17 protein-coding genes are annotated in these 19,415 nt (G+C 50.2%); 8 read left to right on the top strand and 9 right to left on the bottom strand.

Features of this window, described 5'->3' with window-relative positions; genetic code table 11:
* Nucleotides 1–89: 89 nt before the first annotated feature.
* The 7 genes from rbsR to A6301_RS18910 form a co-directional block, all read right to left on the bottom strand.
* Entirely contained in the window at nucleotides 90–1,085 is a 996-nt protein-coding gene (gene rbsR / locus A6301_RS18940; RefSeq protein WP_165800685.1) for a ribose operon transcriptional repressor RbsR, read from the bottom strand.
* 4 nt (nucleotides 1,086–1,089) lie between these two features.
* Nucleotides 1,090–2,016: a ribokinase gene (gene rbsK / locus A6301_RS18935; RefSeq protein ID WP_107171112.1), complete on the bottom strand. Its 927-nt coding sequence runs from the start codon at nucleotides 2,014–2,016 to the stop codon at nucleotides 1,090–1,092.
* Nucleotides 2,017–2,087: 71 nt separating this feature from the next.
* Nucleotides 2,088–2,975 (bottom strand): ribose ABC transporter substrate-binding protein RbsB, encoded by an 888-nt coding sequence (rbsB, locus tag A6301_RS18930; protein ID WP_005976509.1) that lies wholly within the window; start codon nucleotides 2,973–2,975, stop codon nucleotides 2,088–2,090.
* A 25-nt stretch (nucleotides 2,976–3,000) separates the two neighbouring features.
* Nucleotides 3,001–3,969 carry a ribose ABC transporter permease gene (gene rbsC / locus A6301_RS18925; RefSeq protein WP_137742409.1) on the bottom strand — a complete coding sequence of 323 codons (969 nt, stop codon included), beginning with the start codon at nucleotides 3,967–3,969 and terminating at the stop codon, nucleotides 3,001–3,003.
* A gap of 7 nt (nucleotides 3,970–3,976) precedes the next feature.
* The gene (rbsA, locus tag A6301_RS18920) at nucleotides 3,977–5,482 is read right to left on the bottom strand and encodes a ribose ABC transporter ATP-binding protein RbsA (RefSeq protein WP_205540588.1); all 1,506 of its coding nucleotides are present in this window, start codon (nucleotides 5,480–5,482) and stop codon (nucleotides 3,977–3,979) included.
* 7 nt (nucleotides 5,483–5,489) lie between these two features.
* Entirely contained in the window at nucleotides 5,490–5,909 is a 420-nt protein-coding gene (gene rbsD, locus A6301_RS18915) for a D-ribose pyranase (protein ID WP_107171115.1), read from the bottom strand.
* A gap of 316 nt (nucleotides 5,910–6,225) precedes the next feature.
* Nucleotides 6,226–6,621 (bottom strand): YgiW/YdeI family stress tolerance OB fold protein, encoded by a 396-nt coding sequence (locus A6301_RS18910; protein ID WP_234258491.1) that lies wholly within the window; start codon nucleotides 6,619–6,621, stop codon nucleotides 6,226–6,228.
* Nucleotides 6,622–6,864: 243 nt separating this feature from the next.
* Here A6301_RS18910 and qseB point away from each other — a divergent pair, with 243 nt between their 5' ends.
* Complete coding sequence (gene qseB / locus A6301_RS18905; protein WP_107171117.1) at nucleotides 6,865–7,527, top strand: quorum sensing response regulator transcription factor QseB; 663 nt, start codon at nucleotides 6,865–6,867, stop codon at nucleotides 7,525–7,527.
* The gene (gene qseC, locus A6301_RS18900) at nucleotides 7,524–8,873 is read left to right on the top strand and encodes a quorum sensing histidine kinase QseC (protein WP_215483297.1); all 1,350 of its coding nucleotides are present in this window, start codon (nucleotides 7,524–7,526) and stop codon (nucleotides 8,871–8,873) included. Before qseB ends, qseC begins: the two co-directional genes overlap by 4 nt.
* Before the next feature lie 159 nt (nucleotides 8,874–9,032).
* Here the strand turns inward: qseC and kup are convergent, their stop codons facing one another.
* A complete protein-coding gene (kup, locus tag A6301_RS18895) occupies nucleotides 9,033–10,901 on the bottom strand; it encodes a low affinity potassium transporter Kup (RefSeq protein ID WP_107171119.1) in 1,869 nt (622 codons plus the stop codon).
* A gap of 336 nt (nucleotides 10,902–11,237) precedes the next feature.
* Here kup and ravA point away from each other — a divergent pair, with 336 nt between their 5' ends.
* Together ravA and viaA are read left to right on the top strand one after the other, a co-directional pair.
* Entirely contained in the window at nucleotides 11,238–12,737 is a 1,500-nt protein-coding gene (gene ravA / locus A6301_RS18890) for an ATPase RavA (RefSeq protein WP_234258490.1), read from the top strand.
* 5 nt (nucleotides 12,738–12,742) lie between these two features.
* On the top strand, nucleotides 12,743–14,221 hold the full coding sequence (gene viaA, locus A6301_RS18885) for an ATPase RavA stimulator ViaA (RefSeq protein ID WP_107171121.1): 1,479 nt from the start codon (nucleotides 12,743–12,745) through the stop codon (nucleotides 14,219–14,221).
* On the opposite strand, the gene asnA is transcribed toward viaA, so the two are convergent.
* Nucleotides 14,218–15,210: an aspartate--ammonia ligase gene (gene asnA, locus A6301_RS18880; protein WP_205540593.1), complete on the bottom strand. Its 993-nt coding sequence runs from the start codon at nucleotides 15,208–15,210 to the stop codon at nucleotides 14,218–14,220. The genes viaA and asnA overlap by 4 nt on opposite strands.
* A 152-nt stretch (nucleotides 15,211–15,362) precedes the next feature.
* Here asnA and asnC point away from each other — a divergent pair, with 152 nt between their 5' ends.
* The 4 genes from asnC (at nucleotide 15,363) to rsmG (ending at nucleotide 19,341) form a co-directional block, all read left to right on the top strand.
* Complete coding sequence (asnC, locus tag A6301_RS18875; RefSeq protein WP_107171123.1) at nucleotides 15,363–15,824, top strand: transcriptional regulator AsnC; 462 nt, start codon at nucleotides 15,363–15,365, stop codon at nucleotides 15,822–15,824.
* 89 nt (nucleotides 15,825–15,913) lie between these two features.
* A complete protein-coding gene (gene mioC / locus A6301_RS18870) occupies nucleotides 15,914–16,357 on the top strand; it encodes an FMN-binding protein MioC (RefSeq protein ID WP_107171124.1) in 444 nt (147 codons plus the stop codon).
* Between the two features lie 391 nt (nucleotides 16,358–16,748).
* Entirely contained in the window at nucleotides 16,749–18,638 is a 1,890-nt protein-coding gene (mnmG, locus tag A6301_RS18865; protein WP_234258489.1) for a tRNA uridine-5-carboxymethylaminomethyl(34) synthesis enzyme MnmG, read from the top strand.
* An 82-nt stretch (nucleotides 18,639–18,720) separates the two neighbouring features.
* Nucleotides 18,721–19,341: a 16S rRNA (guanine(527)-N(7))-methyltransferase RsmG gene (gene rsmG, locus A6301_RS18860; RefSeq protein WP_107171127.1), complete on the top strand. Its 621-nt coding sequence runs from the start codon at nucleotides 18,721–18,723 to the stop codon at nucleotides 19,339–19,341.
* The last annotated feature ends 74 nt before the right edge of the window (nucleotides 19,342–19,415 follow it).

Genomic DNA, 19,415 nt, shown 5'->3' with positions numbered 1-19,415 from the left:
AAAATAATTTCTGAGTGAGGATTTTTTCAGCAAAGCGTATTAAAAGACGGCGTTATGCCGGATTTTTCAGCGTTTTCTTAGCCAAAATCTTACCGAACTGACTGACGTACCATTAATTCCGGCGTCAGCACCAACACATTCGGTTCAGTATTTGGATGTTCCAGACGATACAGCAGCGTATCGACTGCTAATTCGCCGAGCTCGTCCTTTGGTTGATGAACCGTAGTGAGAGGCGGAGACATATAGCGAGCGAGTTCAATATCATCGTAACCAATAACCGCCATGTCTTGAGGGATTGAAAGCCCCGCCTGATAAAGAGCGTGGTAAACACCCACAGCCATTGCATCGTTACTGGTGAACACCGCTTCGGGTTTATCTTCCAGCGCTAATAACTGCTGCATCGCGCGGTAACCTGTTTCAAATTCAAAATCACCAAAAATCTCATAATCAGCGGGAATGGGTAACCCAGCGAGCTGCATCGCCTGTCGATAACCCTCCAGTCGGTTATAGGCTGTCGTCTTATCTTTCGGCCCCGCAATGCAGGCTATCTTTTTATACCCACGAGAAATGAGGTGATTGGTCGCAATCTCTCCACCGAGCAAAGAGTTATCTTTAATAACATCAATAGCGCCTTCAAAAGGTGCCCAATCCATCATGACCATAGGAACAGAAGGATAGCGGCTCATCATTTCAGGTAAGGGACGATGGCTTTCAGTGCACATCAGCAATACGCCGTCGACCCGCTTTTGCAGCAGCGTTTCAAGACTATGACTCATTCTGTCGCGATCGCCTTCAGTGTTGCACAGAATCAGGCTATAGCCCCGCTCATAACAACAGCGTTCAACGCCACGCACAACTTCAGCATAAAACGGGTTACTACTGGCTGTGAGCAACATACCGATAGTGCGGGTCTGGTTTATTTTCAGACTTCTGGCCAGCGCAGACGGCGCATAGTTGAGATCCTCAACGGCCTTCATCACCTTTTCGCGAATGGTATCGCTGACAAAGCGATTGTTATTAATGACGTGAGATACAGTAGAAGTAGAAACGCCCGCCAAACGGGCGACATCTTTCATGGTGGCCAAAAAATTACCCCTGAGCTTGCAAAAATGCGTCGATCTCTTCTCGCCACGGGACAGAAGGTTGAGCACCTCGGCGAGTTACTGCAATCGCAGCCGCAGCATGAGCGAACTTCACAGCAGAAGACATTGGCCGGTTTTCCAGCAAGGCGGTAACCAACGCACCATTAAAGGTGTCTCCAGCGGCAATAGTATCCACAGCTTTTACGCGATACCCCGGAATACGCTGCCCTTGACCACTTTCACTTAGCCATACGCCACGGCTACCCAATGTGATAAGAACCGTCTCGATACCTTTATCGTGCAGAACCCGTGCTGCGCGAGCGGCGTCCTCTTCTGTCTCAATCGTAATTCCTGTCAGGAACTGTGCTTCGGTTTCATTCGGCGTGATCATATTGACCAGCGATAACAGTTCATCAGGCAGTTCACGAGCAGGAGCCGGGTTGAGAATCACTTTAGTCTGGTGTTCATGTGCCAGTTTAGCTGCCTCAATAACCGTTGCCAACGGCGATTCAAGCTGCATAAGCAATGCAGAAGCATCAATAATGTGTTGCCCATGATGATGAAGATAATCAGGCGTCACCGCTGCATTCGCGCCAGCGTTAATTGCGATCATGTTCTCTGCTTCAGCGTTAACAAAAATCAGCGCAACGCCCGTTGTTTCCCCGGAGATAGCCTCAACGGCAGAAACATCAATATTGTCCTTGGAGAGCTGCTGACAAATGCGAGCGCCGATATCATCTTCTCCGACGCAGGCAATAAAGGCGATATCCGCACCACTTCGGCCAGCGGCAACGGCCTGATTAGCGCCTTTCCCGCCGAAAGCGACACTATATTGTTCACCGATCACCGTTTCGCCCGGGCGGGGAAATTGCTCAAGATTGAGAATATGGTCAGCGTTAATACTGCCCAGCACCACCAGCTTACCCGTTTTCATTATGTCGAATCCCGCTACGTTAATAATGCGCCACCACAAACGGGTGGCGCGAGCCCTGCTTTATTCTTTACTTATTTAGCGACCAGCTTCAGGTCAACTGGAATGATGGCCTGCGTTTTTTCACCTTTCAGCACTTTCGCAGCCGTTTCGATGCCGATTACACCGATCTGGTCTGGACGCTGAGCCACCGTTGCTGCCAGCTTGCCTGACTCAACGGCTTTCACACCATCTTGGGTACCGTCAAAGCCCACAACCAGCACATCTGTTTTGCCTGCGGTTTGTAATGCACGCAGTGCACCTAACGCCATTTCATCGTTCTGAGCAAATACCGCCTGAACGTCAGGGTGTGCGGTCAGCAGGTTCTGCATCACGTTCAACCCTTTAGTACGATCGAAATCAGCAGGTTGGCTTGCCAGCATAGCGAATTTATTTTTCTCAGCAGATTTCATGAAACCCGCCCCACGCTCACGCGCAGCAGAGGTTCCTGCGATCCCTTCCAACTGAATCACCTTGGCACCTTCACCCAATTTCTTGGCAATGAAATCACCGGCAACTTTACCGCCGAAAGCGTTATCAGAAGCAACGTGGCTTACGACTTCACCACTGCTAGCGACACGGTCCAGCGTAATGACCGGAATTTTTGCCTGATTAGCCATTTTAATCGCATTGCCTACTGCATCAGAGTCAGTCGGGTTGATCAGCAATACTTTGGTGCCACGGACCGTTAAATCCTGAACGTTAGCCAGTTCTTTCGCAGGGTTATTCTGAGAATCCAGCACAATCAACTCATAGCCCAGTTTGTCAGCTTCTTTCTGCGCCCCCTCTTTCATAGAAACAAAGAACGGGTTATTCAGCGTAGAAACCACCAGAGCAACCGTATCTTTGGCCAAGGCATTAGCACTGACAGTCGCGCTCAGCGCAACAGCGGAAACCAGAGTAGCCAGCTTTTTCATATTCATAACTCAATTCCTGTGTGAATGAAGGTTATTTACTGCTTTTGTTATCTACCAGAACCGCCAGCAAAATGACGACTGCTTTGACGATCATTTGGTAGTAAGAAGAAACACCTAATAAATTCAGTCCATTGTTGAGGAAACCAAGGATAAGTGCGCCGATCAACGTGCCAACAATACGCCCCTTGCCTCCTGCCAGACTGGTGCCGCCCAATACCACTGCTGCAATGGCATCCAGTTCATACCCTGTACCCGCTGTAGGCTGTGCAGAGGACAAACGTGCAACTTCAATAATTCCCGCCAGGGCAGACAGCAGCCCGCACAGGGAATAGACAATAATCTTGATTTTATCAACGCTGATACCGGATAAGCGGGTTGCGGATTCATTACCACCCAGCGCATAGATATAACGCCCCAGGCGCGTATGGTGCAGCATGTACCAGGTTGCAACGAAGACGATAGCCATGATCCAGATTGGCGTCGGAATCCCCAACGGACGACCGATACCGAACCAGCCAAAAGCATCTGCCACGTCGGAAAAACCCGTATTAACCGGGCTACCGTTGGTATAAACCATTGTCACGCCGCGCAGTAACAACATCATGACCAGCGTAGCGATAAAAGCCTGCACTTTGCCTTTAGAAACAATGATACCCGTGCCTGCGCCAATCAGTGCCCCCAGTGCCAGCGCACCAAATACTGCCACCAGCGCATTCACTTCAAGCCCAACAATGGAAGCCGCGACGGCACCAGTCAGCGCCAACAATGAGCCCACCGACAAGTCAATTCCCGAGGTCAAAATCACCAGCGTCATACCGACAGCCATAATGGCGTTTACCGATGTCTGCTGGAGAATATTGAACAGGTTATTCAAGGTGAAAAAGTTAGGGCTCATGGCGGAAACAACCGCAATCAGGATCAGGAGCGCGATCAGCGATTTCTGCTCCAGTAACCACTCTTTGCTGAACCAGCGTTTTGCCGCGATAGATTGAGAACTCATGTCTGACTTACTCCTGCTTTGCGCCGTATTGCTTACCAACGGCCGCAGCCATCAGTGCTTCCTGGGTTGCTTGCTCAATCGGGAAATCACCGCTTAAGCGCCCTTCATGCATCACAATGATGCGATCGCTCATTCCCAAGACTTCGGGCATTTCGGATGACACCAATATGATGCTCAACCCTTCTTCTTTGAATTGATTGATTAGCTGATAAATTTCTTTCTTCGCCCCCACATCAACGCCACGCGTTGGCTCATCAAGGATCAAGACATTCGGGCGCGTCATCAGGCCACGGGCAATCGCCACTTTTTGCTGATTACCACCGGAAAGCAGGCCGATAGGCTGCGTCATAGAAGGCGTTTTAACGTTGAACAGGCGAATAAAGTCAGCGACCGCCAACTGTTCTTCGGCGTGTTTGAGACGACCGCCAGCATGGCTGAAATAGCGCAGTGCGGTTAACGACATGTTTTCTTTTACCGACATGCCCAGCACCAGACCATCTCGCTTGCGATCTTCAGAGATATAAACGATGCCGTTGGCTAAACCATCCTGCGGTTTACGGGTCACCACGTCACGGCCATCAAGCGTCACATTGCCGCCAGTACGCGGTAGCGCACCGTAGAGAATCTTCATCAGTTCAGTTCGACCCGCGCCCATCAGCCCTGCGACACCCAGGATTTCACCTTTCCGTACCGTAAAGCTAACGCTGTCTACGCCAGGTCCAGACAGGTTCTGTACCTTAAGGCGAACCTCTCCCGGTGCTTTATTTGAGCGTGGGTACTGATCTTCCAGCTTGCGCCCTACCATCATTTCAATCAGCGTATCTTCCTGTAAGTCGCTTACCGGACACTCGCCGATAAACTGACCATCGCGGAAAACGGTAATGTCATCGCAGATTTCGAAGATTTCTTTCAAACGGTGGGAAATATAAACGATGCCACATCCCTGAGATTGCAGCTCTTTGATCACACTGAATAACGAAGCAGTTTCGGTATCTGTCAGGGCATCGGTGGGTTCATCCATAATGATGACTTTCGATTCAAAGCTCAGTACTTTGGCAATTTCCACCATTTGCTGATCGCCAATCGATAAATCCCCCACCATACGGCGACTGTCATAGCGCAAATTAAGGCGTTTCAGCAGTTTATCGGCTTCAGCATACATCTTGTTCCAATCAATTCGCCCGAAACGGTTGGTAAACTCACGACCGAGGAAGATATTCTCGGCAATCGTGAGCTGGGGAATCAGGTTAAGCTCCTGATGGATAATACCGATACCTGCTTCCTGAGACGCTTTCGGCCCGTTGAAATCCACCTCTTGCCCCAGAAAATGGATGCTGCCGGCATCTTTACGATAGATCCCGGTCAGGACTTTCATCATGGTGGACTTGCCCGCACCGTTCTCGCCCACCAACGCCATCACTTTTCCCGCGTAGACATTGAGTGCCGCACCGGAAAGCGCTTTAACGCCCGGAAAAGATTTCGTGATGCCTTGCAGTTGCAGTAAAGGTTGCATTGATACCTCAGAACGTTACGCCAGCACAAAGGATGACATTGGCATACGGTGAACACTCTCCGCTGCGAATGATGGCCCGGCTTTTGCCGCTTTGGGTTTTAAATTCTTCATGGCTGACATAGTGCAATGCAATTGAGTTTCCCTGGTGTTGTTCAAGTTGCTTCAATTGATCGAGTAATGCGTCATGGACCGCGGGGTTCTTTTCAATCATCTCTTCCGCCAGAATAGCGGCCTCGACCTGCATTTCACTGGTGACAACATTAACCACCTGCAAAAACGTTGGCACATTGTGTGTCAACGCCAGATCGATACGGGTCGTCGTTTCTGGAATCGGTAAACCAGCATCACCAACAACAAGGCTATCGGTGTGCCCCAGCCGAGCAATCACGGAAGAAATATCTGAATTCAATAATGCTGCTTTTTTCATCTCTCACCCCACCAGCGAAACGTTTCGCTGATAATATTCTAGAAAAAGAAGAGAGAAAGGCAATGAAGAAATAAAAAAAATGTGATCACTATCGAAACGTTTCGCTAACAAAAAATAAAGACAACATAATGTGGTTATCTACCCTAGATAATTCAGGTTTCAGGAAGATGGCAAAGAAAGGTATCTCGGTGAGCTTAACCAAGCCGATCGCTTGTGTGAATAAATGCTGGCAACGTGAAAAATGACGGACGTAGATAGTTGATAAATAGAGAGATGGCGGGAAATAGCCCGCCATTCGACAATTGAAGATAACAGATTAGAGTTTACGGATCTGCTTCACATCCAGCTCGACTGAATTGAAGTCTTTATCCAACTCACCCTGGATTTCCACTTTATCCGTGGGCGAAATCATCTGACCATTCCAACGCTTGTGATCGATTTCAACGTCTATCGTGCCCGTCGCATCGCGGAACAGATAGTTCTCATCACCAATCCGTTTTTCAATATTGCCACTCAGCGTAACCCAACTGTCGTCACGCAGATCTTTAGCCTTAGCTACCGTGGTGAGGGTGTTCTGTGAATCGATGAATCCCCCTTTATGTGTGCCAACCGCAGGTGTTTCCGGGTTAACGAAACCACCGCCGCTTTGTGCAGCAAATACGGGTGCAGAAACCAGAGCGGTAATGGCGAATAACGCAGCTGCTTTTTTCATATTTTACCTTCCTTATTTGCCTGTCGTTTCGCAGTCAACCTGCGGGAGTAATCGGTCTTCGAGAAGGATTAAAACAAACCGTTCTTAACAGAATCTTAAGGAGTCATCCTTTGCATTTTTATTTTTTTATCTTGCCGAAATCGCCCGATTTCAGCGATTTGTCCTGTACACATCACCCCACGATTTCGTATAAAACCGGGAAAGACGTAAATACGACAGCGGTACATTCCCTGCGAGGCAGCCATGAGAATATTGTTAATTGAAGACGATCGCCTGATCGGTGATGGTCTAAAAGCAGGGTTGACCAAACTGGGCTTTAGTATTGACTGGTTTACGGAAGGTAAAGCGGGTGCTGCCGCATTAAAGGCCGCCCCTTATGATGCGGTGGTGCTCGATCTCAGCCTGCCGGGTATGGATGGGATGGATATCCTACGCCAATGGCGTCAGGCTGGACATGATGAACCAGTGTTGATTCTGACCGCCCGCGATGCGCTGGAACAACGCGTGGAAGGGTTGCAACAGGGTGCCGATGATTATTTATGTAAGCCCTTTGCACTAACGGAAGTCGCCGCTCGCCTACAGGCACTGATTCGCCGCCGTCACGGTCAGCTCCAACCCACATTAACGCACGGCTCAGTTTCCCTTGAGCCGGGCTCTCGGAGCGTCACGCTTAACAACGCGCCTCTCATATTAAAATCCCGCGAACTGGCGCTGCTGGAACTGTTTTTGCTCAATCCCAACCGCGTACTCACACGTGTGCAGTTAGAAGAAAAGCTCTACGGGTGGGATGATGATGTCTCCAGCAACGCGGTCGAAGTGCATATCCACCACCTGCGCAAAAAACTGGGCAGCGGGTTTATCCGTACCGTACATGGCATTGGCTATATTCTGGGGGACGCACCATGAACCGACTCAGCCTGCGTTTACGCCTGGTGGCGGGTTTTACGCTGTTGACAGTGATGTGCTGGGGCGTAGCCAGTCTGCTTTCGTGGTCTCAAACGCGCCATAACATCAATGAACTCTTTGATACCCAGCAAATGTTGTTTGCCAAACGTCTGGCCACCATGAATCCCGATGAATTGCGAATCCAATCAACTTCTCTGCCCAAGACCAAAAGTCTGGTACATAAAGACCGAGGTAAACAGGATGATGATGCACTGGCCTTCGCCATGTTTACCCACGATGGGAAAATGGTGTTGAACGACGGTGAGAACGGCAAAGATTTCATTTTTGACTATAAGCACAGCGGCTTCACCGACGGCAAACTGCGCGATGACAATGACGCCTGGCGCATCGTCTGGCTGACGACGGAGGATAATCGTTACGTGATTGCGGTGGGTCAGGAATGGGAATACCGTCAGGATATGGCGTTGGATATTGTAAAAACCAACCTGATGCCCTGGCTGTTTGCGCTGCCGATCATGCTGGCACTGCTGTTCTGGCTAGTAACACGCGAACTCTCGCCGCTAAAACAAATTGCCGCTGAGCTTCAGCAGCGCTCCCCCGATGACAGCACCCCGCTGGCAACGCAGCACATTCCGCAAGAAGTTCGCCCGCTGATTAACGCATTAAACCATCTGTTTTCCCGTATCAGCGACATGCTGGTTCGGGAACGCCGTTTTACCTCCGATGCCGCTCACGAACTGCGTAGCCCGCTGGCGGCGCTGAAAGTTCAAACCGAAGTCGCACAGTTAGCGCATGACGATGAGGCCATGCGTCGCCATGCATTAATGAATCTGGATAAAGGTATCGATCGCGCCACCCGGCTGGTAGATCAGCTCCTGACGCTGTCGCGACTGGATGCAGGATCACATCCCGAGGGGATGCAGCCCGTTCAGTTCAATGAACTGCTACAACAGGCGGCAATCGCACATTACCACACGGCACAAACCGCAGGTATCGAACTCACGCTGGACTTACCGGATACTCAGGTTATCCGGCAGGGTCATCCGCTGCTGCTAACGCTGCTAGTGCGCAATCTATTGGATAACGCCATCCGCTACAGCCATGAGGGGGGGACGGTAAATCTGACGCTGACGGAACGTGGATTTAAGGTAGCCGATAGCGGACCGGGCATCAGCGATGAAGCGTTGGCAAGAATCGGCGAGCGTTTTTATCGCCCACCAGGGCAGGAAAAATCTGGCAGCGGTCTGGGAATTTCCATCGTGAACAACATCGCCACGCTGCATCACATGCGGGTTACATTCATCAATCAGCCCGAAGGCGGGCTGATTGTGTCGGTTAACTGGTAGAAGCTGTAGGATGTTACGTTCAGGTGTTGGGATAAGATCGAGATATACGGTCGACCACGGGGCGAGGTATCCCTGCGGGAACCTCATCCCCGTGTTTCCCTAATAACCAACAACGAGTCGCTGCATACGTGTTAATGATAGCGAGTACAGAGAGATCACTTAAATCTCGACCTGTATCCCCAGTTCGATCAGCCTGTTCGGCGGTATTTCAAACTGATCCGCCGCCCGCAGCGCATTGCGGCTGAGCATCATGAATAGCTTGCCGCGCAGGCGCAGATACCATGGGCGCTCACCGATAATCAGCGATTCATTGGACATAAAGAAAGACGTTTCCATCATTTGGCAAGTCAGCCCATCCTGCCAACAGCGCTGAAAGACTTCCTCTACATCCGGCGTCTCACGCCAGCCATAGTTGGCAATCACGCGCCAGAACGTCGGAGAAAGCTGTTCAACCGTCACGCGTCGCGCGTTCAATACATAGGGTGCATCCTCTGTTCGCATGGTCAACAGCACCACGCGCTCATGCAGGATCTTGTTGTGTTTGAGGTTATGCAGCAGCGCAAACGGGATCACACGCGTCGCACGCGAGAAATATACCGCCGTACCAGGAACCCGCGTCGGTGGGGATTTCTCCAGCGACGCAATCATGGCATCCAGCGAATTACCATGCTCATGCAGCCGGCGCAGTAACCTGAAGCGCTCGCTTTTCCACGTCGTCATGATAATAAACATCACCATGCCCAGTGCCAGCGGTAGCCACCCACCGGACAAGATCTTGACCACGTTTGCCAAAAACATGGGTAGGTCAATCATCAGCAAGCCTGCCAAAAAAACCCATGCCAAATAGCGGTTCCAAAGCCAGTTTTTCACCGCCACCGTACAGAACAGAATGCTGGTAATCACCATCGTGCCCGTTACCGCAATACCGTAAGCCGCAGCCAGATTGCTCGAATGCTCGAAGCTGACGATCACGATGACAACAGCGATATACAGCATCCAGTTAATGGCGGGAATATAAATCTGACCGGATTCCATATCTGACGTGTGTACGATACGCATCGGCGGTAAATAGCCCAACCGCACTGCCTGGCGCGTCAGGGAGAAAACGCCTGAAATCACCGCCTGCGAGGCAATGATCGTCGCCAGAGTCGCCAGCACCATTAGCGGAATTAGCGCCCAATCAGGTGCCAACAGGAAGAACGGGTTTTTGATCGCCTCGGGGTTCTTTAGCAGCAACGCGCCCTGCCCGAAGTAATTTAATACCAGCGACGGCAGCACTACCGTAAACCACGCCAGACGAATAGGGAATTTACCGAAGTGGCCCATATCGGCGTACAGCGCCTCGACACCGGTAATGGCTAGCACCACCGCGCCCAGTGCGAAGAACGACACCGCTTTGTATTCGATAAAGAAACGAGCGGCGTACATCGGATTCAAGGCCTGCAAGACTTCAGGATTAGCGATAATGCTGCGCGCACCCAGTACGCCGAGCGTTAAAAACCAAATCAGCATCACAGGCGCAAACAACTTGCCGACGCTGCCTGTGCCGTGTTTTTGAATGATAAAGAGTAATGTCAGAACGACAATCGAGAGCGGGACGATATAGCTGTCCATCGACGGCGCGGCGATTTCCAGCCCTTCCATCGCCGACATCACCGAGATGGCAGGCGTGATAACCACTTCCCCATAGAAGAAGCTGCCGCCGATCAATCCCATAATAACCAACACGGACGTCATGCGATCGGAGGTATTACGCCCAGCCAGCGACATTAATGTGAGAATTCCGCCTTCACCCGCATTGTCGGCACGCATCACATAGGTCAGGTATTTCAGCGAAACAACGAGAACCAATAGCCAAAAGATCAGTGAAAGAAAGCCAAAGACCGAATCAGGCTCGACCCCAAAACCAAACTGCCCTGATAAACATTCCCTTAACGTATAAAGAGGGCTGGTTCCTATATCTCCATAAACCACCCCGATGGCCGCCAGCGTGACAGCCGGAAGCGAACGTTTATGTTCTGAGCTCATAAACCTATCTTCTGTTATTAATCAGTCCGCGAAGCGCGTCATTCACAACAACTCGTCCAAAAGCGCACAGTATGCACAAATCAGGGTAAAAACCCATTTTTATTGTGCGATCCACCTGTACACGAAACATCCTGTAAAAGGTCGTTTATTGCTTACTTACCCCGTTAGGGTGTAATAATCCGTAAAAGTATTCTAATAAAAATCTGTGATCTGCCGTTTATTATTACGATTGTCTTTATTAAAGTAGGGTTTTTCTGAGACCCCCTTTCAGCCAAGCCGTCGGATTCAAAAATAAACGATTTCAGTACATCACATCATGGGACTAACGGATTAATTATGCGTCAAACTGCGGCATTGGCTGAAAGAATTTCTCGCCTCAGCCATGCGCTAGAACATGGGCTCTACGAAAGACAGCACGCGATTCGCCTCTGTTTGTTGGCGGCACTGAGCGGGGAAAGCGTATTTCTGTTGGGTCCACCAGGTATCGCCAAAAGTATGATCGCCAGGCGTCTTAAATTCGCGTTTCGTCATGCGAATGCGTTTGAGTACCTGATGACCCGCTTTTCCACCCCGGAAGAGGTGTTCGGCCCCCTGTCCATTCAGGCACTAAAAGATGAAGGCCGCTACCAGCGCTTAACTGCTGGTTATCTGCCAGAAGCTGAAATCGTATTTCTGGACGAAATCTGGAAAGCAGGCCCCGCCATTTTAAACACCCTGCTAACGGCCATTAATGAACGGCGTTTCCGTAATGGCAACAGCGAAGACACTATCCCCATGCGCCTATTGGTCGCGGCCTCGAATGAACTGCCAGAGGCAGACGGCGGTCTGGAAGCGCTTTATGACCGAATGCTTATCCGTCTATGGCTCGATCGCGTGCAGGAAAAACAGAATTTCCGTGCACTGCTCGTGAATAACAGTAGCGATCGCGATAATCCCGTACCACCCGCTCTCAGCGTCAGCAATGAAGAGTACCAACAATGGCAGAAGGACATTGAGCACATCTCGCTGCCAGAAGTTGGCTTCGAGCTGATTTACACGCTGCGCCAGCAGCTTGATGCGCTGGAGCAAGCGCCCTATATTTCCGATCGACGCTGGAAGAAAGCCTTGCGCCTACTTCAGGCCAGCGCGTTTTTCTGCGGTCGGGATGCCATCACGCCAGTTGATATTATTCTGCTGAAAGACTGTCTCTGGCATGACCAAAGCACGTTGACACTCATCGAACGCCAGCTTGAGCTGTTGATTACCGAGCACGCCTATCAACAAAAAAGCCTGCTGTTCCGTCTTCAGCAGGTGAATACTAAACGCCAGCAATACCAGCGTGAGCAAAGTGAATTGCAGGCATTTTCCGTAGAGAAACAAGGGCATTTTCTGGGTCGCAAATTCCATTACACCTTGCCTGACACGATCGCAACTGAAACATTGGATCTTGTGCTGCAACGCCCGTTGATCCTGCACGATATTGAAGTTAACCATCTGATCATTGATAAAAATGTCCTGCAAGGCTGGCTGCAAAAAGGGGGAGAGATCCGGGGTAAGCTCAACGGCATTGGTTTTACCCAACGTCTCGATCTGCTGGTGGACGATCGCCAGCATCTGACTATCCGCGATATCAGCCTGCAATCCTCTATTCTTTCTCTACCGGAAAAACGCGACTGTGCGCTTCCTGCCGAAATTACTGATGAATATGAAAAGCTGAACATGCAACTGCGCGAACAGCGTCGCTTATTCAGCCAGCATCAGCCCTGCCTGTTCGTCCCTGGTGAATGGCTGGCGAAAATAGAAGCCAGCCTGCAACAGGTTGCCGAGCAGATCCAGCAATCAGAGCAACAGGAATAACGCCGATGATCACGCTGGAATCACTGGAAATGCTACTGTCTATCGATGAAAACGAGCTGTTGGACGATCTTGTCGTCACACTACTGGCAACACCGCAGCTCGCTTTCTTCTTCGAAAAGTATCCCAGCCTGAAATCCGCGTTGCTCAACGATCTCCCTCGTTGGAAAGAAACCTTAAAGCAGCGCCTGCGCACCACGCAGGTACCGCCAGAGCTGGAAAGGGAATTTAGCTGCTACCAACGTTCACAATCGATCGATAACCAGGCTTTTCAGACACGCCTGCCTGCGATTATGAATACGTTAAACACCGTGGAATCGCCGTTTCTGATGCAGGCCTCACAGCTCATCACCTCTCCGGAGAGAACCTTAGGGCAGAAGATAACGAGTGGGCTCCATGCGCTCTTTCTTCAGCGCTGGCGGCTGAGCCTGACATTGCAAACCGTTTCACTACATCAGCAATTGATGGATCAGGAACGGGAAATCCTGCTGGATGAACTGCAACAGCGCCTGACCCTGAGTGGCAAACTCGAACCGGTTTTGGCAGAGAATGAAAACGCAGCTGGACGGCTCTGGGATCTTAGCGCAGCGCAGCGTATCCACACCGATCCCCGCCCATTACTGGATTTCGGTGCTTTCCTGCAACGTCAGCCTGCACTACAAAAACTGGCGGAACGCCTGGGACGCAGCCGGGAGACCAAATCCATCCTTACGCAGGAAGCACCACAAGAAGCCTTCCGAGTAAGAGTACGGGAACCTGCCACTGTTCCCGAGCAGGTGAGCGGCGTGCATCAGAGCGATGATATCTTGCGTCTGATGCCCACTGAGTTAGCCACACTGGGCATTAGTGAACTGGAATACGAATTTTATCGTCGCCTGCTGGAACACCGGCTGCTGACCTATCGCTTACAAGGTGAAAGCTGGCGCGAGAAAGTTACCGAGCGGCCAGTGGTTCACCAACAAAACGAACAGCAGCCACGCGGCCCGTTTATCGTCTGCGTTGATACCTCAGGCTCGATGGGCGGCTTTAATGAACGCTGTGCCAAAGCTTTCTGTCTGGCGCTGATGCGTATCGCACTCGCCGACAATCGCCGTTGCTACATCATGCTATTTTCCACTGGTGTAGTGAAATATGAGCTCACATCTACAGACGGCTTAGAACAGGCTATACGCTTTCTCAGCCAGTCCTTCCGTGGAGGCACGGATATGAGCGCCTGTCTGTCAGCATTGTTGGATAAGATGGACGATTCACTCTGGCATGATGCCGATGCGGTGGTAATTTCAGATTTTATTGCCCAGCGGTTGCCGGATGAGGTAGTAAACAAGGTGAAAAGCCGTCAGAAACAGCTACAGCATCGTTTTCATGCTGTAGCGATGTCCGATCATGGCAAACCCGGCATCATGCACATCTTTGACCATATCTGGCGCTTTGACACCGGGTTAAAAAGCCGCTTAATGCGCCGCTGGCAGCACGGCAAGGCTTATTAAAGCAGGCCGGAAACTGATTCACGCAGCGGCTGTGGCCACACGCCGCACTGAACCTGACCAATGTGTGACAATTGTAGCAACAGCATGACAAGGCGAGACTGACCAATTCCCCCACCGATTGTCTGCGGCATCTCGCCACGCAGCAGTGCCTGATGCCATTCCAGCTTCAAGCGTTCTTCATCCTGCGTCAGCGCCAGCTGGCGTGTTAATGCCTCTGCATCCACGCGGATTCCCATGGATGAAATCTCAAATGCATCGTTCAGCACCGGGTTCCACACGACAATATCACCGTTCAAACCGGCTAATTCCTGCTCACCTGGCGTCGTCCAGTCATCATAATCCGGCGCACGCACATCGTGAGAGTGACCGCTGGACAGCTTACCGCCAATCCCAATCAGGAAGACGGCACCGAGCTCTTTCGCAATCGCTCGCTCACGCCCTTTCGCATCCAGATCGGGATAGCGCTTCAGCAATGTTTCGGTATGCACAAAATGAATCTGTTCCGGCAGGAAAGGCTGAATGCCAAACGCCTGGTGTACCGCAGCTTCAGTTGCTTTAATGCCTTGATAAATACGCGTGACCGTCGATTTCAGATACTCGGCATTACGCTCGCCCTCTCCCATCACGCGTTCCCAATCCCACTGATCGACATAAACGGAATGGATCGGGCTCAGGCGATCTTCGTCTGGGCGCAGTGCCTTCATGTGGGTATAGATGCCTTCGCCGAAGCTAAAATCATACGCCCCCAGCGTTTTACGTTTCCATTTCGCCAGTGAGTGAACGACTTCAAATGTGGCATCTGGCAGGGCTTTAACCTTAACCTGCACCGCTTTTTCCGTACCGGACAAGTTATCCTGCGTGCCATCGCCGATACGGCTGAGAATCGGTGCCTGGACTTCAATCAATCCCAAAAGCTGCTCCAGCTGGCTGGAGAAGAAAGACTTAACGAAGCTGATTTGCTGTTGTTTTTCGATGTACTGCTTTTTCATTGCCGCGTCTCTTATTCATCGTATTTAGTTATTCATTAAGCAATAAAAACTGCCAGTCATTCAATAATCTTATGGATAAATTGCACTTGTGCTTTTAATCCGTCATTTTAGAGCGGTATAAAATCATTATTCGCTAAAATAGGAGGCTCAAAGTGGCAGAAATTTATCAGATCGATAATCTCGATCGCGGCATTCTTTCCGCCTTAATGGAAAATGCGCGCACGCCTTATGCCGAACTGGCAAAACAGTTTTCCGTCAGTCCGGGGACGATCCACGTTCGGGTGGAGAAAATGAAGCAGGCGGGCATCATTGTCGGTACGCGTCTGGACGTGAATCCAAAACAGCTGGGCTATGACGTATGTTGCTTTATCGGCATCATACTGAAAAGTGCTAAAGACTATCCCTCAGCGCTGGAAAGACTGAACAATCTGGAAGAAGTGGTCGAGGCCTACTACACCACCGGGCATTACAGCATCTTTATTAAGGTCATGTGCCGTTCGATCGAAGCGCTGCAACACGTACTTATCAACAAGATCCAAACAATTGATGAAATTCAGTCCACTGAAACACTCATCTCCTTGCAAAACCCCATTATGCGGACGATCGCGCCGTAATGTCTTTTTCCTATACCCATATTATCCACAGGTAGATCCCAGCCAGATCACAGCGTACAATGTCCCGTCTTTTATCGGATGGGATCGCTATGGCAGACATTACCTTAATCAGTGGCAGTACCCTTGGCAGCGCCGAATATGTGGCAGAGCATTTGGCTGAACTGCTGGAAAAGGATGATTTTTCCACTGAAACTCTCCATGGCCCCACGCTTGATGCGCTGCCTGAAAGCGGTGTATGGCTGGTAGTGACGTCTACGCACGGCGCTGGAGAATTTCCAGACAACCTGAAAGTGCTGTTTGAGCAGTTGGAACAGCAAAAGCCCGATCTTTCTCAAGTGAGTTTCGGTGCAGTAGGGATCGGCAGTAAAGAGTACGATACGTTTTGTGGTGCGATCCAAACGGCAGATCGTGTACTCACTCAGTTAGGCGCTAAACGGATCGGTGAAATCCTCGAGATCGACATCACTCAGCATCAAATTCCAGAAGATCCAGCAGAGGAATGGCTAGGATCGTGGGTTAATTTACTCAAATAAGATGAAATATTCAGCAGTTGAATGTGGATAACTATGCTTAATTTAGGTGTAAAAGCAGTAGTTATCCCAATAACAACCCGAGTATGTTTTTTGTCCTGTGCATAAACCCACATTTAGATCCCAGCTTATACTGACTAGGATCACCGATCATTCACAGGTAAGGATCATCAGCATTCTCTTGATCTTTAATATGAATAATCACTTATCCACACAACATGACGATCCTAATAAAAGATCTAATAAAGAGATCTTTAAATAAAAAGATCTTTCTTTAATTAACGAGAATCCAACGGGCTTGGTCGTTGGCTCAAAGTTGAGTAGAATCCCCCACCCCAGGGCAGATAACGATCGTTTACCACTCATCATTCGCAATAATGCGAGGAGCAGTACCATGTTTTATCCAGATCCATTTGACGTCATCGTGATCGGTGGCGGTCATGCCGGAACAGAAGCGGCTATGGCTTCTGCGCGAATGGGCCAACAGACGCTTTTACTCACACACAATATTGATACGCTAGGACAAATGTCCTGTAATCCAGCGATCGGCGGTATTGGGAAAGGCCATCTGGTTAAAGAGATCGATGCCATGGGAGGGTTGATGGCGCGTGCCGTCGATCAGGCAGGTATACAGTTTAGGATACTAAACAGCAGCAAAGGTCCCGCGGTCAGAGCCACTCGTGCACAAGCAGATCGCGTGCTTTATCGTCAGGCCGTACGCACCGCCTTGGAGAATCAGCCAAATCTAACGATCTTCCAGCAGGCGGTTGACGATCTGATCGTAGAAAACGATCGCGTCGTTGGTGCTGTGACCCAGATGGGACTTAAATTCCGAGCAAAAACTGTTGTATTAACGGTCGGCACTTTTCTTGATGGTAAAATTCACATTGGGCTGGATAACTACAGCGGTGGGCGTGCAGGCGATCCGCCTTCCATTCCACTCGCGCGCCGCCTGCGTGAATTGCCTCTGCGCGTCAACCGCCTGAAAACCGGTACGCCGCCACGTATTGATGCCAGAACCATCGATTTTAGCGTGTTGGCACAACAGCACGGTGACAACCCAATGCCGGTTTTTTCATTCCTGGGTAACGCGAGTCAGCACCCAGCGCAAATGCCGTGCTATATCACGCATACCAACGAAAAAACCCATGATGTGATCCGTAATAATCTGGATCGCAGCCCGATGTATGCCGGGATCATCGAAGGGATCGGCCCGCGTTATTGCCCCTCGATCGAAGATAAAGTCATGCGTTTTGCCGATCGAAACACGCATCAGATCTTTCTTGAGCCAGAAGGCCTGACCAGCAACGAAATTTATCCTAATGGGATCTCAACCAGTTTGCCGTTCGACGTTCAGTGGCAGATTGTTCGTTCAATGACCGGTATGGAAAATGCTCGCATTGTCCGACCTGGCTATGCCATTGAGTACGATTTCTTCGATCCCCGCGATCTGAAGCCGACGCTGGAAAACAAATTTGTTCATGGCCTGTTCTTTGCCGGACAAATCAACGGCACGACAGGGTATGAAGAAGCCGCTGCACAGGGCATGTTGGCAGGGCTGAATGCAGCGAGACTGGCTGCCGATAAGGAAGGATGGTCACCGCGTCGCGATCAAGCTTATCTCGGCGTGTTGGTTGACGATCTCTGTACGCTGGGGACAAAAGAACCCTACCGTATGTTTACGTCGCGTGCCGAATATCGTCTGATGTTGCGCGAAGATAACGCCGATCTGCGTTTGACTGAAATCGGTCGTGAGCTGGGAATGGTCGACGATCGCCGTTGGGCACATTTCAACGAGAAGCTTGAAAGTATTGAGAAAGAGCGCCAGCGTTTGCGTGACATTCACGTTCACCCGCAATCTGAGCAGCTAGATCAGGTTAATTCACTGCTGAAAACCCCCTTGTCGCGTGAAGCAAATGGTGAAGAGCTCTTGCGTCGTCCAGAAGTTGATTACGTTCAGCTTACTGCGCTACCGCTGTTTGCACCGGGATTAACCGACGAGCAGGCTGCCGAACAGGTTGAAATTCAGGTTAAATACGAAGGGTATATTGCTCGTCAACAGGATGAAATCGAGAAACAGCTGCGTAATGAAAATACGTTGCTGCCAGCCGATCTGGATTACAAGCAGGTTAACGGGTTGTCCAACGAGGTGATTGCCAAACTGAACGATCACAAACCGTCGTCGATCGGTCAAGCTTCACGGATTTCCGGTATTACGCCAGCGGCGATCTCAATCCTGCTGATTTGGCTTAAAAAACAGGGTCTGCTACGCCGTAGCGCCTGATTTAAGGTAAACTTATCTCCTAAATAGCCGGTTATCCGGCTATTTTTATTATTAACTTCATATTTTTCATCGGGATCTTATTGTGCGCAACACACTCGATAATCTGCTAAATGCGGCTGGCATTGTGATTTCAGATAAGCAAAAAAATCTTCTGATACAGTATGTTGATATGCTGAATAAGTGGAATAAAGCTTATAACCTGACGTCTGTACGCGATCCGCAGCAAATGCTGGTCCGCCACATCATGGACAGTATCGTGGTTGAGCCGCATTTACACGGACAGCGTTTTATCGATGTGGGAACAGGGCCTGGGCTGCCAGGGATTCCATTGGCTATCGTTCGCCCTGAGTCGCATTTCACCTTGCTGGATAGTTTGGGTAAACGTGTTCGCTTCCTGCGTCAGGTACAGCATGAACTACAGCTTGAAAATATCACGCCAGTACAGAGTCGCGTTGAAGAATTTCCGGCAGAACCGCCTTTTGATGGGGTGATTAGCCGAGCGTTCGCCTCTCTACAGGATATGATTAACTGGTGCAGCCATCTTCCTGCTAAACCAACAGGGCGGTTTTATGCTCTAAAAGGCGTACTTCCAGAAGATGAATTGTCATCTTTACCACAAGGTGTCTTGCTGGATCTGGTTGTTCGCTTATCTGTTCCCGATCTGGAAGGTGAGCGACATTTAGTCGTGCTTAAACCAAACTGATTTTGTTTTTTATCAAAAAAATTATAACTAAATATTGCGTGTCAGGTTGCCACCTTGTCTGTGGGTGGCATCGT

Source organism: Pectobacterium sp. IFB5596, assembly GCF_021432585.1.
Taxonomy (GTDB): Bacteria; Pseudomonadota; Gammaproteobacteria; order Enterobacterales; family Enterobacteriaceae; genus Pectobacterium; species Pectobacterium punjabense.
Note: the sequence above shows the minus strand (reverse complement) of the source record. Positions and strands in the feature narration are given on the sequence as shown.